This is a genomic window from Methyloprofundus sp., from assembly GCF_965251085.1.
In the GTDB taxonomy this organism is placed as follows: Bacteria; Pseudomonadota; Gammaproteobacteria; order Methylococcales; family Methylomonadaceae; genus Methyloprofundus.
In genome coordinates, this window is the sequence record NZ_OZ252594.1 from 269,338 (window position 1) to 286,214 (window position 16,877).

Sequence of the window (16,877 nt, forward strand, 5' to 3'; positions counted from 1 at the left end):
CAATTTGTTGATTCTAAATCATTTGTTAGTATTTTTTGAGTATATAAATCCGGAACAAGCTATGACAGCAGAAGATTGTCTAAAACAAGGCGATATAAAAAGTGCCTTAGAGCTATTGCAAGAACAGGTGAAGAAACAACCTGATAATGCGGAACTTCGTGTTTTTTTATTTCAGCTTCTATCGGTGATGGGACAATGGGATAGAGCGCTCACTCAGTTAGATGTGGTTGCCGATTTGGATGATGGCACCTTGGCAATGGTAGCCATGTATCGAAAGGTTATAGCCTGCGAACGGATACGAGAGCAGGTGTTTTCAGGTGACAAAGAGCCCATTATTTTCGGAAAACCTAATGAATGGGTTGCTTTACTTATTCAGGCATTAAAGTTAACTGCCCAAGGCGAAAATACAAAGTCACAGCAATTACGAACTCGAGCATTTGATGCAGCTGAAAAAACATCAGGGCTTCTCAATGAACAACCTTTTGAATGGTTTGCTGATTGTGACCCTCGTTTGGGACCAGTGATGGAAGCAATGGTGGATGGACGATATCTGTGGATTCCTATCGAAAATATAAAATCGATTGTGATAGAAGAGCCTGTCGATTTACGGGATGTGATTTGGTTACCCGCCCATTTTACCTGGAATAATGAAGGTGAAAGTTATGGTCTTATCCCTACTCGTTATCCATTTTCCTACCAGTATGACCCTCTGCTAACATTGGCCAGAAAAACAGAATGGGAGGACTGTGGCAATGATCTGTTTTTGGGTTTAGGGCAAAAAATCTGGGCAACCGACCTCGATGAATATCCAGTCATGGATATAAGAACGATTCACTTTAATACCGAAGAGGATTAGTGACGTGGCTAGGACTTTACCTAAAGAGCGTTTTTTGCCTTCATTGCTTGATCGGTTAACAGATGATGACCCTATTAACAATTCAATTTTGCTACAAAAGAAAAGAATCAAACAGCTGGAAAAAGAATTAACCAGGCTGCTTAGTCAACAACAAAAACCTGATGAAGAGACGGTTAAGAAACAGCGTCAAGCTACACAACAACAGTTAGATCTAGCTCATGCTCAATACAGTATTCTGTCAGCATCAGTTAGCTCGTTGACTGAAATTAGAGCCTGTGTAAAAAGGGATTTAGATTGGCTGCTTAACGCAAGTCAATATGAATTGCAGTATGAATTACAAGATTATCCCGAAGTAGAAAATTCAGTAATAAATTTTGGTTTACCTGATTTGACAGGTAAAACCGTGTCAGGCATAGATTTACGCACGATGGAACGCATGCTAAAACACGCAATTATTAATTTTGAACCCAGAATTATTAAAAAAACTCTCGATGTTAGAGTGCTTGTAGATAGAAGTATGTTTGATCATAACGCAGTTTGTTTTGAGATAGAAGGGCAGTTGTGGGCAGAGCCAGAGCCACTGTATTTACATCTTCGAACAGAATTTGAATTGGAAAGTGGGGACGTTTCGGTGTATGACTTTGATCAGGATGTTCGAAAATGAATCCCCGGCTTCTTGAATATTACCAGCAAGAGCTTCAATTTATTCGCGAAATGGGTACAGAGTTTGCCCAGCATTATCCTAAAATTGCATCGGCACTTGATCTGGGTGGAACAGAATGTGCTGACCCCTACGTTGAACGTTTACTGGAAAGTTTTGCCTTTTTAACGGCACGCATTCAGCTGAAAATGGATGCTGAATTTCCACGATTTACTCAACACCTACTAGAGATTGTATATCCTCATTATCTGGCCCCATTGCCATCGATGGCCATTGTACAATTTCAGCCAGATTTAAAAGGAGGACTTACCGAAGAAGGTTTTGTTTTACCCCGACATACTCGGTTATTTAGTCAAGGCGGTGTTAAGGGGCGTAGTAAATGTGAATTTAGAACTGCACATGAATTATCACTTTGGCCAATACAATTAGAAAAAGCAAATTATCTGCCTTTAGGTGAAGCACTCCGATATGCAGGTTCAGATGTAAATGGGGTGAAAGCGGGTTTGCGATTAAAATTGCAAACAGTACAGGAGTTAAGTTTTCAGCAACTCAATATGGAAAATTTACCCATCTATTTGCATGGAAGTGGTTCGATACCTCAACAACTCTACGAGCTAATAGTGGGACATGGTCTGGCAGTGGTGATACAAGGAATAAATGAATCATCTAATGAATATCGTAAAGTACTAGATAAAACTGCTATTCAAACCTTGGGTTTTGATGAGCAGCAAGCCTTGTTACCGCATACAGCACCGACTTTTAATGGCTATCGTTTATTGCAGGAATATTTTGCTTTACCTCAGCGGTATTTATTTATAGATATATGTCAATTGCAGCCTGTTTTATCACTCTGTGATGATACAGCGATAGAAATTGTTATATTATTAGATGCTGATAAAGCGGAATTTGAAGATTTAATTGATGCGAATTATTTTGCACTTAATTGCTCACCGGCAATTAATTTGTTTTCAAAAAGAACGGATAGGATTCATTTAAAAAACCAGACAACAGAACATCATTTGGTTATTGATAGAACCAAGCCCATAGATTACGAAATCTTTAGCCTGGAAGAAGTGGAAGGGTATGGGGTTGGTTCAAAAACAGAAAAGGCTTTTCGTCCTTTTTATTCCACTCGACAAGATATTGGTATACAGGGGGATTTTGCTTATTACACGGTTAAGCGGCAACCTACTTTAGAACCTGCAACAACAGGGTTAGCGAAGTTGAAAACTGATTATATTGGTAGTGAGGTGTTTATTTCTTTAGTGGATGCCAGTGAAACACCTTACCACGCAGATATTAAACAAATAGGAACACGTGCCTTATGTACCAATAGGGGCTTGCCTAAAACAATATTATTAGGTGAAGGTAAAACAGACTTTAATTGGGAAATTAGTGCACCAATTGACTCAATTCGCTGTTTAACCGGACCAACAGACCCAAAACCCTCTCATGCAGAAGGTGATTATGCCTGGCGATTAATCAATCATTTATCATTAAATTATCTCAGTTTGATTAATAACGATCATATTCAAGGAGCTACTGCATTACGTGATTTATTACGTCTTTATGGTAACTATGCGGATCCAGCTATTGGCAAACAAATCGAAGGTTTGCTAACCGTGCAAAGTAAAGCCATTACTGTTCGTGTACCTGTATCAGGGCCTATGTGTTTCGGGCGAGGGATAGAAGTAACTTTGAATTTTGATGAATCTGCTTTTGTAGGGGCTAGTTGTTTTTTGTTTGCTGCTGTTATGGAACGATTTTTGTGTAAATATGTTTCGATCAATAGCTTTACTCAGCTAGTTGTTAAAACTCGTGAACGAGGAGAGATAATGCGATGGCCAGTAAGAACGGGCAGCAGAGAGATCATATAGAGCTGCTTACCAGTCTGCAGAAACAGCCTATAAATACGGGTTTTATGCAGCCCTGAGACAGTTAGAGTGTTTGTATAAAAATAAGCCTCGTATTGGTTATTCCAGAAAGCCATCTGATGATGCTGTGCGTTTTGGACAGGAGCCGAGCATGCAGTTTGCACCCTCTACATTGGCTTCATTTGATACAAAGAGTGGTGCATTATCGAAATTAAAAGTGTTTTTTTTTGGTGTATTTGGTCCAAATGGACCATTGCCTTTGCATTTAACTGAATTTGCGCGCAGTAGAATACGTAATTCAAAAGACGATACCTTCGCAGAATTTGTAGATATATTTCATCATCGGCTGTTGAGTTTATTTTACAGGGCTTGGGCTGATAAAGAACCTACTGTTCAATATGATCGAGCAGATAAAGACCGTTTTGCTTTTTATGTAGCCTCCTTATTAGGAATTGGTGAGGCTTCTCAGCAAAAACGCGACGTTATTCCCGATCATACAAAAATACATTTTGCAGCACATTTAGGAAGTCATACAAAACATGCCAGTGGCCTGAAAGCCATGTTAACGGATTATTTTCAATTACCCGTGAAAATTGAAGAGTTTGTTGGGGAATGGCTGGTTATTCCTGATGATAGTCTATGTTTTTTAAATGCTGATAAAAACACTGGGCAATTGGGGGTTTCCGCTGTTATTGGAAGCAGAAGCTGGCAATGTCAGCATAAGTTTCGAATAGTAATTGGGCCGTTGAATATTGAAGAATATAACAGTTTATTGCCAACGGGAAATAAATTGGAAAGCATGCGTAGCTTGGTTAAAAATTACACGGGCTTTGAGTATAACTGGGATATAAATCTAATCTTAAAAAAACAACAGGTGCCTACTGCTCAACTTGGAAAATACGCTCAGCTTGGCTGGACAAGCTGGTTAAAAACGAGTAGAAGAGAAGAAGAGGTCGATGAATTATTTCTCGATATGGGTAATTAAAAGGGGATGGAATGAGTGAAATTAGCCGTACAGCCTTATTTGGAAAATTAAATAATCTGGCCTATAAAGGTGTAGAAAGTGCTACCGTTTTTTGTAAAATTCGTGGCAATCCTTATGTGGAATTAAGCCATTGGCTGCATCAAATCCTGCAACTACAGGATTCAGATTTACACCGCATTATCAAACATTTTGGCCTTAACCCCTCTCATTTGGCGCGAGATTTTACCGAATCACTTGATCGCCTGCCAACGGGGGCATCTGCCATTTCTGATTTTTCTTCTCATGTCGAAGAAGCTGTAGAACAGGGTTGGTTATTTGCTAGCTTAAAATATGGCAGCAATCAGGTTCGAACAGGCCATTTAGTCATTGGTATCATTAAAGCCTCTGACTTACGCAACACCCTAAATGCTATTTCTTCTGAATTTAAAAAAATTAATTCGGACATCTTGCTAGAAGATTTTAATGAAATTGTCGCGGGTTCTCCTGAAGAGGTTATGCATGCACAAGATGGCAGTTCTCTTGCTGGTAATGCAGTGCCTGGAGAAAATTCAGGCGCTATCCCCCCTGCCCAAATGGGCAAACAAGCCGCTTTACAACAATATTCAGTCGATTTAACCGAAGCTGCAAGAAATGGTGAGATTGACCCCATTGTTGGACGTGATGATGAAATCAGGCAAATTATCGATATTTTAATGCGTCGTCGCCAAAATAACCCTATTCTTACGGGCGAAGCGGGTGTGGGTAAAACTGCTGTAGTAGAAGGGTTTGCTTTACGCATAGCTGCGGGCGATGTCCCCGAACCCTTACAAGAAGTGAGTATTAGAACGCTAGACTTGGGTTTACTGCAAGCAGGTGCAAGTATGAAAGGCGAATTCGAGAATCGCCTTCGTCAAGTAATAGAAGAAGTACAAGCCTCAGAAAAACCCATCATATTGTTTATAGATGAAGCACATACTTTAATTGGTGCAGGCGGTTCAGCCGGCACAGGTGATGCTGCAAACCTACTTAAACCAGCCCTTGCGAGAGGCACATTACGTACAGTTGCGGCAACAACATGGGCGGAATATAAAAAATACTTTGAAAAAGACCCAGCTTTAACGCGTAGATTTCAAGTTGTCAAAGTTGAAGAACCCGATGAACAAAAAGCATTGCTAATGATGCGTGGTGTTGCAGGAGTAATGGAACAACATCATCAAGTCTTATTACTAGATGAAGCATTAGAAGACTCGGTTAAACTGTCTCATCGCTATATACCTGATAGGCAGTTACCTGATAAAGCTGTCAGCGTTTTAGATACAGCCTGTGCCAGAGTGGCTATTAGTCAGTTTTCAGTGCCTGCAGAAGTGGATGATTGTCGTAGAAGAATAGAAGCACTTAATGTTGAAGCGGGTATTATCCAAAGGGAAGCTTCTGTAGGTATTGATATTGAAGACCGTCAAACCATAGTAGAAGAAAATTTAGCAGAAGCGCAACAGCAATTAGACGGGTTAGAAAAACGCTGGTTAGAGGAAAAGAACTTAGTTGAAGGTATTTTAGAATTTCGAGCTAAATTATCCAACAAAGAAATAGATTCGCAGAAGGCTGAAGAATCAGAAAATGATCAAAAAATTGATAATAAGGATGAAGGCACAGAGCCAGAAAGTTTAACGGCAGAACAACGCGACGAAGTATTGCAACAACTGAAAGAATTACAACAAAAGCTGGAACAATTACAAGGTGAACAACCCCTCATGTTCCCTACCGTTGATAGTCAAGCAATTTCCACTGTTATTGCAGATTGGACAGGTATTCCTGTTGGAAGAATGGTGAAAAATGAAATTGAAGCCATTTTACAACTGGGTGAAACGCTTAACCAACGGGTCATAGGTCAACGCCATGCTCTGGATATGATTGCAAAAAGAGTGCAAACCTCTCGTGCCAGTATGGATAACCCTGGTAAACCTATTGGTGTTTTCCTACTCTGTGGTACATCGGGGGTAGGTAAAACCGAAACAGGTTTAGCCTTGGCAGAAGCATTATATGGTGGTGAAGAAAATATTATCACTATCAATATGAGTGAATATCAGGAAGCACATTCCGTATCGACATTAAAAGGTTCACCGCCAGGCTATGTGGGCTATGGTGAAGGTGGTATTCTGACCGAAGCAGTGCGTCGCCGTCCCTATAGCGTGATATTACTTGATGAGGTAGAAAAAGCCCATCCTGATGTACATGAAATTTTCTTTCAGGTATTTGATAAAGGCTGGATGGAAGATGCAGAAGGGCGATTTATAGACTTTAAAAACACTATTATCTTGCTCACCTCCAATGCGGGTACAGATTTAATTATGAATCTGTGTAAAGACCCAGAGTTAATGCCAGAACCAGAAGGCATTGCAAAGGCATTACGTGAGCCACTATTAAAAGTATTTCCAGCTGCACTATTAGGTAGATTAGTGACCATACCGTATTACCCATTAACTGATGCTATGCTAAAAGCTATTATCAAACTTCAATTGGGACGGATAGAAAAGCGAGTAGAGGAAAACCATAGCATTCCTTTTATTTATGATGATGATGTGGTCCAATTAATCTTAGATAGATGTAGTGAACTAGAAAGTGGAGCGAGAATAGTAGATGCCATCTTAACCAATACCGTTTTACCTGCGATAAGTCAGCATTATTTAACCAAAATGATGAATGGTGAAACTATGGCAACTATTAAACTATCAGTAAAAGACAGTGAGTTTAGCTACCAATTTGAATAAAAAAATCTCTTTGTTCCCGCGCAAAACATGGCAACAATAAACCTAAAAATGAGCTATTAAAATGGCATTAACCCAGCAAAATAGAGAAATAGAAATTATCACTCCGCTAGGAGTCGATGAACTTTTGCTTCAAGATGTGACAGTCTCAGAAGAATTAGGCAGACTATTTATTATTAATGCTGAAGTGTTAAGCACAGAAAATATTAGCTTTGAAGATTTGCTCGGACAAAATGTATCAATTCGGCTGGATTTGCCTGAAGGAGAACGTTTTTTTAACGGATATGTCAGTGGTATCTCTCAAGCAGTAGATGAAGGGCATTATGCAAGATATAACATTACTATTCATCCTTGGCTCTGGTTTTTAACCCGGACCTCTGACTGCAAAATATTTCAAAATAAAACGGTTCCTGATATTATTAAAGAAGTCTGCAATGAACTGGGCTTTACCGATATAGAAGACAAATTAACTGCAAGTTACCGTACGTGGGAATACTGTGTTCAATACCGGGAAACAGACTTTAATTTCCTAAGTCGATTGATGGAACAGGAAGGTATTTATTATTACTTTACCCATGAACTAGGAAAGCATACCTTAAATTTAGCCGATGGCTATGGTTCGCATAATCTCATTTCTGGTTATGCAGAAATAGAATATTACCCACCTGATGATACTGTAGTTCGTGACGACAAACGTATAAACAGCTGGTTTTTATCTAAAAAAATTCAACCAGGCGCTTATGTTCTTACAGATTATGATTTTGTAAAACCCAAAGCGGATCTAAAAGTAAATTCTACGGTCACTAAAACCCATAGTGAATCAGAACATGAGATTTTTGATTACCCTGGTGAATATATAGAAAATGGTGATGGAAATAATTATGTCCGTACTCGTATAGAAGAATTACATGCTCAATATGAACAAGGCCAAGGGGAAGGAATTGCTCGTGGGATGATGAGTGGCGGTTTGTTTTCTTTGGCAAATTACCCTAGAGAAGATCAAAACCGGGAATATCTGGTAGAGTCAGTTAACCATAATATACACATAGATGCTTTTGAAGCAGCAGGTCAGGGAGGCGGCGCTGCCTATAGCAATAGTTTTACTGTTATTGAAAGTAGCACCCCATACAGACCAGCACGTATTACCCCAAAACCCATAGTACAAGGCCCACAAACAGCTGTTGTCGTGGGGCCAAGTGGTGATGAAATTTATACTGACGAACATGGACAGGTTAAATTACAGTTTCACTGGGATCGCTATGGTGAATCTGATGAAAACTCATCCTGCTGGGTACGGGTCTCTCAACTTTGGGCAGGTAAAACCTGGGGAGGAATTCATATCCCCAGAATTGGTCAGGAAGTCATTGTTGAGTTTTTAGAAGGTGATCCGGATCGGCCTATCATAACGGGCCGAGTTTATAATGGTGATCAGACACCACCTTATGCATTACCTGCCAACAAAACCCAGAGTGGAATTAAAAGCCGTAGTTCAAAAGGAGGGAGTGGCGCTAATTTTAATGAGATTCGTTTTGAAGATAAAATGGGCGAGGAGCAGGTTTATATTCATGCCGAAAAAAATCAGGATAATATCGTAGAAAATGATGAGACCACATCGGTGGGGCATGATCGCACTGAAGATGTTGGTAATGATGAAACCATTTCTATTGGCCATGACCGGACTGAGACAGTGGGTAATAATGAAACCATTGGAATCGGAGTTGATCGTATAGAAACTGTTGGTAGTAACGAAACCATTACTATAGGTAGCAATCGTACCGTTACCATAGGTAGTAATAAGACAGAAACTATTGCTATTAACAAGGCTGAAACTATTGGTGTTGCCAAGGAATTAACCATAGGTGCGGCTTATCAGGTAACGGTTGGAGCTGTGATGAATGAAACTGTGGCGGTTTCAAAAACACAACAAGTAGGTACAACTAAATCAACCACAGTGGGCGGTAATGTTACAGAGACTTATGGGGCTAGTCAGACGGTTTCTGTCAGTAAGGACCTGACTGAAAGCTTTGGCAAGAATCAGAGTACAACAGTGGGTGATAATAATACCGTCAGTGTCGGCAAGGACCAGTCTATAACGGTAGGCAAAAACCTGGTTATTGATGCGGGTGACTCGATCGTGATTAAAACAGGGAAGGCGAGTATTACCATGAAAAAGGATGGGACTATTCAGATTGTAGGTAAGGATATTACTGTGAATGGTTCAGGTGAAATTAATGTTAAAGCTTCAAAAAATATCACTATGAAAGGGAAAAAAATTCTACAAAATTAAAATAAGTTTTTCTATTCACATTGTGAATACTCCGTAGGAGGAACATGTTTATGCAAACTGCACAGTTAGAAAATGATAAAGTTCATCAAGCTAATCAGAAAATTGATGGTGTTGTTATTGGGCTATTCTTAAGTATTAATAATGAGGGGCTACCATTAGTCGCATTTCCTGGTAACCCCGATGAAACTGCAATAGTGGCACGCAGTACTACAAAGATGCAAAGTGAAGATATAGGCTGTGAAGTCGCATTATTGTTTGAAGGAGGGAATCTTCGGTTGCCACTGATTATCGGCAAGATACAACATACTGAGGAAGAGCAAGTTGTTCATGAAAACGAACCAGCTACCGCTGAAATGGATGGGGAGAGTATTGTTCTTTCAGCTCGGCAAAATATTACCTTAAAGTGTGGTAAGGCCAGTATAACCTTAACTAAATCTGGAAAAGTTATCCTGAGAGGGGCTTATTTATTAAGTCGATCTTCGGGGGTTAATCGTATCAAAGGTGGTTCAGTACAAATAAACTAAACAGCTACTAGACTTAAAATAAGTGAGAAAATTTTTCTGAATTCAAAGTATACGAAAATATGGGAGTAGGCTTTAGCCTACATGTATAGCAGCTATCCCGGTTTAAGCGGATAGTCTAAATTATAGCATTCATAATTCAATAATAATCAACAGAGTACGGCTATGGATCTTCTTAATTCCACAGGTATGCTGGCAGGTTACACCATGGGTATGAAGCCCGATGGTAGAGAATCACTTGTGGTTGCAATAAAAGGAACATTTATGATTCCAAAACCGGGAGAAGCCGTTAAATTAGCCGATGAACAAATACCATTAATTGAAGCTGATACTTTTACCGGAGAGCCAGGCTTTTCAGCACCGAATGCTGAAGTTGATTATGCGCCGATAAAACACCGTTGTGATGTCTTATTAAACGGAAGTGCATATGCACCACAAGGTAAACCAGCCAGTAAAGTTCAGGTTGGATTAAAGCTGGGAGCCTTAGTTAAAACATTTGTTGTAACCGGTAATCGATTTTGGGATTCAGGGCTTTCTATATCACCAGGCAAGCCAGCGGAATTTGATGTGATGCCTATTAGCTATGATGTGGCATTTGGTGGCCTGGATAATTTTCATGAAGATGAAAGCAAACACAGTGCTTATATGAAAAACCCAGTTGGTACAGGCTTTCATGATCAATTGAGCAGTAGTCTGGTTAATGAAACCCCCATGCCTAATACTGAAGAATTGAATCAGGCAATACAAATGCCAGGTGGTGCTTACCAACCGATGGCATTTGGCCCGATAGGGCGTGGTTGGCAGTCACGTCTTAAACATGCCGGCACTTATGATCAGGACTGGATAGATAACACCTTTCCATTTTTACCGGCAGACTTTAACGAAGCTTATTTTCAGGCGGCACCAGAAGATCAGCAAATTCCCTACCCAAAAGGGGGTGAAGAGGTGGTCTTGGTCAATTTGACACAGGAAGGCCGGACTGCCTTTACAATACCCACTATTGATATCCCCGTTGTTTTTTTTCGCAAAAAAGGCGAAAAACATGAAACAAAAGCAGTAATTGATACGATTGTGATTGAAGCGGATAAAGGTTTTTTCACTATGACCTGGCGAGCCAGTCTGCCGCTGAAAAAAAATATTTTTGAAATTCCTCAGGTACTGGCTGGGAAAATGTCACGTGGTTGGTGGCGGGCGCGAGAATTAGGCAAGACCTACTACCCATCCTTAGCACATTTGGCTAAGGCGAATAAGGCTGAGGTCGAAGAAAAGTAATTGTATAAAATTTGGGGTTAAGATGTTACAAAAAAAAATAATGCGAGAACTACACGATATCCCTGATGACAAACTTGCCGAAATTTATGACATCATTCATTATTTTCGTTTAGGATTGAGCAAAGAAGCAGTTGCTGAGCGTCAACCTGGACTTTTAAAAGGATCATTAGGAGATGCTTTTTTTGATGAGTTGACAGAAGAAGAGCTAAAGGCATGGGAATAAGTTACCTTATTGATACGCATGTTTTATTGTGGTGGATTTTTGATGACCCTAAGTTATGCAAGATAAGCCGCCAAATTTTGAAAGATCCTGCTCAGGAAATATATGTTAGTAGTGCCTCAGCATGGGAAATTTCAACAAAGTATCGTATAGGTAAAATGCCTGAAGCCAAACAGCTACTCTCTAATTACGAGGTATTGCTTGATAAAATGGGGTTCAATCAATTATCTGTCACAACAGCACATGCTTTACGTGCAGGACAATTGAAAATTGAGCACAGAGATCCTTTCGATAGAATGCTAATGGCACAGGCTGAATTAGAATCAATGCCTATCATCACCTATGACAAAGCATTTCATCATGATTTTATTGATGTTATTCCATGATATTAACGAAGACACGGATTTATTGAGGTGAACTTTTGAGTGGCTTTCCCATAGCAATTACCGGAACAGGCATGGTCACAGGTGTCGGCTTAAATGCCTCGGCATCCTGTGCTGCTATTCGTTGCGCTATCGATAATTTTCAGGAAACCCGTGTTATGGACAATGGCGGTGAATGGATTATGGGTTGTGGCGTGCCATTGGAGGAACCATGGCGTGGCAAAACTAAATTGATTAAAATGGCTGCGGCTGCTATTAATGAATGCTTAGAAGGCAATAAGCAGCTTAAACCAGAAGCAACGCCTATGTTGCTGTGTCTTTCTGAGCAGGAAAGGCAGGGGCGGGTGATTGATGATGATAATCAGTTCTTTCTGGATTTGCAGGATGAGCTAGGGTTGGAGTTTCATGAAAAATCCCGGGTGATAGCGAAAGGGCATGTGGCGGTGGCGGTTGCTTTGAAACATGCTCGGAGTTTGATTCAGGATTTGAAGGTTAAACATGTGTTGATTGTTGCAACTGATAGTTTGTTGGTTGGGACTACATTGGCGCATTATGAGGAATATGACCGGCTGTTGACTAGCAATAATTCTAATGGATTTATTCCGGGGGAGGCGGGGGCGGCTTTGGTGGTTGAGCCTGTTTCTGCTAGGCAGGAGTATCAGTTGGTTTGTGTGGGGTTGGGGTTTGGGGTTGAAGAGGCGCATGTTTATTCTGAGGAGCCATTGAGGGCGGATGGGTTGACGGCTGCGATTAAGGAATCTTTAGCTGATGCTGGGCACGGGGAGAGTGTTCTTGATTTTAAAATCACTGATATTTCAGGAGAGCAGTATTATTTTAAAGAGGCTAGCTTGGCTTTTAGTCGTATAGATCGAACTAAGAGAACGGAGTTTGATATCTGGCATCCAGCTGATTGTGTGGGTGATGTGGGTTCTGTATTAGGTGTGGTCATGATTGCTGTACTAAAGACTTCCTGTGAAAAATCTTATACTAAAGGCAATCATATATTGACGCACCTGGGTAATGATGATGGTAAGCGTTCTTCCATGATATTTTTCTGGCAAAGGGGAAGGGAGCAATAGTGGCGAATCAAGTTTTTGCAAATGGCATGGAAATCGCTTGTAAAGCAGGCGCGGGAAAAGTAATTGCATCCTTTCCAGATGTCTGTATGACTCCTCCAGAAAATCCAGCGACACCTCCAGGTATTCCTGTTCCTTATCCGAGCACAGGTTTTGCTTCGGATACCACGGGTGGTAGTAAAAATGTGAAGATCTCTGATAAAGAGATTATGTTGAAGAATAAGTCTTATTTTAAGACTTCGGTTGGAGATGAAGCTGGATGTGCGGCGAAAAAAGGGCTTATCTCCAGCAAAAACAAAGGTAAAGTTTATTTTATAAAGTGGTCGATGGATGTGAAGGTTGAGGGGGAGAATGTTGATCGGCATTTAGATATGACTACGAATAATCATGGTAGTCCGACTGCTAATGAGGCGATTCCTTGGCCCCAAGTATCACGAATGAATGTGCCTAATCTTCCCAAAAGGCCCTGTAACTCCAAATGTCCAAAAAAACCGACTCCGGAAAGATATAAGAAACTCAGGTCTGGCACACCAACGAAAGCAGCACGAAAGAAGTTAAAAGAAAAAGGTAAGAAATGTGTTGCATGTAGATCGAGAAAAGGGACGTCTCCAGATCATATTGTTCCTCTAAGTATTATTTCCAAAATGCCTGGGTTTGCTTGTTTGAGCGATGAAAATCAGAAAAAAATGGCAAATTATCCAGATAATTTTGTGGGCTTGTGTCGATCGTGCAACTCATCCAAAAGCGATACACTTTGGCAAAAATGGAAAGGACATAAGAGAAGAGAATTGAAATGGACTAAGCCTCAACGAGAAAAGGGGATTAAGGTAACCGGAAATCTAATAGTCAACTTGAAGGCAGAAATAAAGATGTTAACTTGTGGTTAAATATGGGAAATGAGACTAGATAATCAAATAATTGAAGAAATTCTTTACGATAGTGGTATTGAGGCTGTTACACAAATTCACTCAATTGTGCATTCTTCTGCAGTTGAGTATCGAGGTGAATTGCCACGGTATTTAGAAGGCATCCATCAACAGAATCCTGATCAAATCATAGATCAGTTGTGGTGGAAAGTCAGGAAAATATTACCCCTAACTATTCAATCAATAAAGGCGAAAGTTTTAGATGTTCTTATAGTTGATAGTTTTTCAACGGATGCCTTTTTACTCTATGTGTTCGTGGAAGATGATGTTTATTTTGGGTTTCGAGGAAATCTTCCAATCAAGATAATGCCGTCTGTGGCAATTGACCTTTCAGTTGATTTATCAATATTTTATAGCGTCCACAATGGGTGGTATGAGATTGAGAGCAATGATGGGCTACTCCAAGCAGAGCGTTTTGACGTTTTTCGGGACCCTGAAAATAACAAACCTAATTTTTTGAAGGTATTTCAAAAAGGCGTAAACACTGTTGGGTTTGATATTGATTCAACTAAGAAAGAGCCTTACGTTCTTTGGGTTGAAGATGATGATGTTGAAGAGATCATTGATTTTTGGAAATTTATTGACGAATGGTTATCGACAATGTTAGAAGACGTTGATAATAGATAGAAACTAATGGGGTGTGCGGCCGAGCAAGGTTGTAATGGTTATAATGACAGCAAATAGTAAATTGGAGGGGTAAAGATGAAATGGCAAGATGTGTTGTCGGATAAGACCTTACAAGACTTACCATATAAAATCGAGCTTAATGAATACGGGAAAATAGAAATGTCACCTGCATCGTTTATTCATAGTTTGTTGCAAGGAGAAGTTGCTAAACGCCTTGGGTGGCTACCTAAGGGAGATGGAAAGAAATAATCATCCAGAACAACCAGGAGAAATGGTCAAAAACCATTTCTCCAACGATGGCATTCGGTCAACAAACTGATAATACGTCTTCATTGCTTTTTTACCTACCTTTACTCCTGTTTCATATATTTTTTCTGTTAATTTAACAATAGGTGCTTTGCCATTGTAGGTCATACTTTTGGCAAATTTTAAAGTTGTTTCAACTGTATCCATTATGTCGCCACTAATATGATTTTCATAGGCTCCCCATACTCGTTCAATTGGGTTATATTTACTATGATAAGGAGGGTAGTAGGCCAGTTTTATCTTTATGTTGCTTTTTTCAGCAAACTCCACAAGCCTTTTTATAAACTGAGTTCTGGAGCTACTGTTCTCCATACCATTGTCAGCGTTAATTGTCAGAATATCTACTCCATATTTTTCTTGAATTTCTGGCCAAATTTCTTCCAATCGGTCAACGATGAAATCACTGCTGGCATAGCCTGCTGTAAAGAAAAGGAAAAAATCATCATGTTCAGGCAGATAAAAACCAAAAGGAGTTAACTTTTCCTTAACATCTAAATCATGATCCTCTGCTTTTGTTAAAACCCGATTTCGTCCTCCCCGTGAAAAATTTCCTATATTCATTCTTGCTTTGGCATCAATTGATATACGAATCTCTTTTGGGTTGATATCTGCCATTCCATTGACTGAATGAACTTGTTCAAAAATTGCATCCGTTTCCTTGATTTTCTTATGAGGCTTTGTTTTTTGTACCTTTTTTGGATGGTAACTCAGGTCATTTAATTTTGTATTGATAGTTTTTGAGCAAGGTAATGTTTTTTCATCGTAATAATCAATCTCCAGTAAACGTTTTCTAACTTCTTTAGCCGTTAGCCGGGTATATAATCGACAGGAATTAAAAGAGGGATCCGTTTGACACTCCGGTTCAGCAATTTTTTTTATGTCATCAAGTAGATGAGGAAAATGCTCTTCACTTTTATTACGCCCTCTCGCTGAAAAATTATCTTCTATGGGCTGAGTTTCAAGTTCATATTGTCCTTTTCGGATAGTGCCTCTATTCCATCCTAGTTTTTCTTCAGCAATACTTGCACCACCTGAGCCTAGTAGCTCCACCGTTTCAGCCATGAATATACGACGTACCGAGCCTTTTAAACGATGGGCTGTATTTATAATCCAACCTATAATGCTATCTGTTAATATCAACAAGCTTATCTGCCTAGTGTGAGAATAAATTCAGAATTCATTATTATAAATTATTGAGACACAAGCTTACTTCGTTTGGATGATTATTTCTTTCCATCTCCCTAATGGTCGTGTTTTTACTGAATTGGCAATACAGACTAGCATGGGGGTAAGGGTTCCTGATGCCTCATGGGGATCGGATGAATACGTGAAATTACATATTGGAGAGGTATTTGCATCTAGTGCCCCAGAAATATGCATAGAAATAATATCGCCATCAAATACTCAAGAGGAGATGCTGGGTAAAGTTAAACTTTTTATTAGCGCTGGAGCAAAAGAAGTATGGCTTGTAACCCCCCTATGTCAACATACCTGTCGCCTGTAAAAATTTATTTTAGGAGACAGAAATGGCCATATATAGCCAAGAATTTAAAATACAATCCGTAGAAAAAGCATTATCCAAACGTGACGACCAAACACTTAACGATATTGCCGATGATTTACGCATTGGTTATTCAACACTTCAGAGATGGATTCACTTAGCCAAGAAGAATAAACTAGAGAAACCTGAAACAAGTATGTCAACAGAAAAAAGCCCACAGAGCTGGACTAAAACGCAACGTCTTGAGGCCGTAATAGACTGTCATAGCCTAAGCGATGAGCAGCTAAGCTCTTACTGCCGAAAAAATGGAATTTACCCACACCATGTAAAAGAATGGAAATCAGGTTTTCTATCAGAAAATCAAGTCTCTGGCTCTACCTCCAGACAGGAACAGAAAAAACTCAAACAAGAAAACAAACGATTACAGAAAGAGCTCAATCGTAAGGATAGAGCGCTCTCCGAAACAGCTGCCTTACTGGTGTTATCAAAAAAGTGCCAAGCGATCTGGGGGGAAAAGGAGGTCGATTAATCTCCTACCCAGATCGCAAACAATACTGTGCACTCATTGACGAGGCGGTACAAAATGGCGCAAGACAGCAGCTGGCTTGTGAGCTTGTTGGCATTGCTTCTGAATAATG

At 39.8% G+C, this 16,877-nt stretch carries 16 protein-coding genes and 1 pseudogene; 16 read left to right on the top strand and 1 reads right to left on the bottom strand.

Features of this window, described 5'->3' with window-relative positions:
• Positions 1 to 61 precede the first annotated feature (61 nt).
• From ACQY3F_RS01245 to ACQY3F_RS01310, 14 genes and pseudogenes are all read left to right on the top strand, one after another.
• Positions 62 to 856, top strand: a complete 795-nt coding sequence (locus ACQY3F_RS01245) for a type VI secretion system accessory protein TagJ (protein ID WP_428353124.1) — start codon at positions 62 to 64, stop codon at positions 854 to 856.
• 4 nt (positions 857 to 860) lie between these two features.
• Complete coding sequence (gene tssE, locus ACQY3F_RS01250; protein ID WP_428353125.1) at positions 861 to 1,520, top strand: type VI secretion system baseplate subunit TssE; 660 nt, start codon at positions 861 to 863, stop codon at positions 1,518 to 1,520.
• Positions 1,517 to 3,394: a type VI secretion system baseplate subunit TssF gene (gene tssF / locus ACQY3F_RS01255; protein ID WP_428353126.1), complete on the top strand. Its 1,878-nt coding sequence runs from the start codon at positions 1,517 to 1,519 to the stop codon at positions 3,392 to 3,394. The genes tssE and tssF overlap by 4 nt, the downstream gene beginning before the upstream one ends.
• Positions 3,395 to 3,431: 37 nt before the next feature.
• Positions 3,432 to 4,376 (top strand): annotated as a pseudogene (gene tssG, locus ACQY3F_RS01260) (type VI secretion system baseplate subunit TssG); the annotation flags it as partial.
• Positions 4,377 to 4,387: 11 nt separating this feature from the next.
• On the top strand, positions 4,388 to 7,123 hold the full coding sequence (tssH, locus tag ACQY3F_RS01265) for a type VI secretion system ATPase TssH (protein WP_428353127.1): 2,736 nt from the start codon (positions 4,388 to 4,390) through the stop codon (positions 7,121 to 7,123).
• Positions 7,124 to 7,184: 61 nt separating this feature from the next.
• Positions 7,185 to 9,407: a type VI secretion system Vgr family protein gene (locus ACQY3F_RS01270; RefSeq protein ID WP_428353128.1), complete on the top strand. Its 2,223-nt coding sequence runs from the start codon at positions 7,185 to 7,187 to the stop codon at positions 9,405 to 9,407.
• 44 nt (positions 9,408 to 9,451) lie between these two features.
• The gene (locus tag ACQY3F_RS01275; protein ID WP_428353129.1) at positions 9,452 to 9,931 is read left to right on the top strand and encodes a DUF6484 domain-containing protein; all 480 of its coding nucleotides are present in this window, start codon (positions 9,452 to 9,454) and stop codon (positions 9,929 to 9,931) included.
• Between the two features lie 162 nt (positions 9,932 to 10,093).
• A complete protein-coding gene (locus ACQY3F_RS01280; protein WP_428353130.1) occupies positions 10,094 to 11,200 on the top strand; it encodes a DUF2169 family type VI secretion system accessory protein in 1,107 nt (368 codons plus the stop codon).
• A gap of 22 nt (positions 11,201 to 11,222) precedes the next feature.
• Positions 11,223 to 11,423, top strand: a complete 201-nt coding sequence (locus tag ACQY3F_RS01285; RefSeq protein ID WP_428353131.1) for a hypothetical protein — start codon at positions 11,223 to 11,225, stop codon at positions 11,421 to 11,423.
• A complete protein-coding gene (locus ACQY3F_RS01290; protein WP_428353132.1) occupies positions 11,414 to 11,806 on the top strand; it encodes a type II toxin-antitoxin system VapC family toxin in 393 nt (130 codons plus the stop codon). The genes ACQY3F_RS01285 and ACQY3F_RS01290 overlap by 10 nt, the downstream gene beginning before the upstream one ends.
• A 35-nt stretch (positions 11,807 to 11,841) precedes the next feature.
• A complete protein-coding gene (locus ACQY3F_RS01295) occupies positions 11,842 to 12,882 on the top strand; it encodes a hypothetical protein (RefSeq protein ID WP_428353133.1) in 1,041 nt (346 codons plus the stop codon).
• Positions 12,882 to 13,766, top strand: coding sequence for a PAAR-like domain-containing protein (locus ACQY3F_RS01300; protein ID WP_428353134.1), 885 nt, complete (start codon positions 12,882 to 12,884; stop codon positions 13,764 to 13,766). The genes ACQY3F_RS01295 and ACQY3F_RS01300 overlap by 1 nt, the downstream gene beginning before the upstream one ends.
• A 9-nt stretch (positions 13,767 to 13,775) precedes the next feature.
• Positions 13,776 to 14,432 carry a hypothetical protein gene (locus ACQY3F_RS01305; RefSeq protein WP_428353135.1) on the top strand — a complete coding sequence of 219 codons (657 nt, stop codon included), beginning with the start codon at positions 13,776 to 13,778 and terminating at the stop codon, positions 14,430 to 14,432.
• 75 nt (positions 14,433 to 14,507) lie between these two features.
• Positions 14,508 to 14,681: a hypothetical protein gene (locus ACQY3F_RS01310; RefSeq protein ID WP_428353136.1), complete on the top strand. Its 174-nt coding sequence runs from the start codon at positions 14,508 to 14,510 to the stop codon at positions 14,679 to 14,681.
• Here ACQY3F_RS01310 and ACQY3F_RS01315 read toward each other — a convergent pair whose 3' ends face one another.
• On the bottom strand, positions 14,682 to 15,878 hold the full coding sequence (locus ACQY3F_RS01315) for an ISAzo13 family transposase (RefSeq protein ID WP_428352931.1): 1,197 nt from the start codon (positions 15,876 to 15,878) through the stop codon (positions 14,682 to 14,684). It lies immediately after the preceding gene.
• 79 nt (positions 15,879 to 15,957) lie between these two features.
• On the opposite strand from ACQY3F_RS01315, the gene ACQY3F_RS01320 reads away from it, so the two are divergent.
• Together ACQY3F_RS01320 and ACQY3F_RS01325 are read left to right on the top strand one after the other, a co-directional pair.
• Positions 15,958 to 16,242, top strand: coding sequence for a Uma2 family endonuclease (locus tag ACQY3F_RS01320; protein ID WP_428353137.1), 285 nt, complete (start codon positions 15,958 to 15,960; stop codon positions 16,240 to 16,242).
• A 22-nt stretch (positions 16,243 to 16,264) separates the two neighbouring features.
• Complete coding sequence (locus ACQY3F_RS01325; protein ID WP_428353138.1) at positions 16,265 to 16,768, top strand: transposase; 504 nt, start codon at positions 16,265 to 16,267, stop codon at positions 16,766 to 16,768.
• Positions 16,769 to 16,877: the final 109 nt, after the last annotated feature.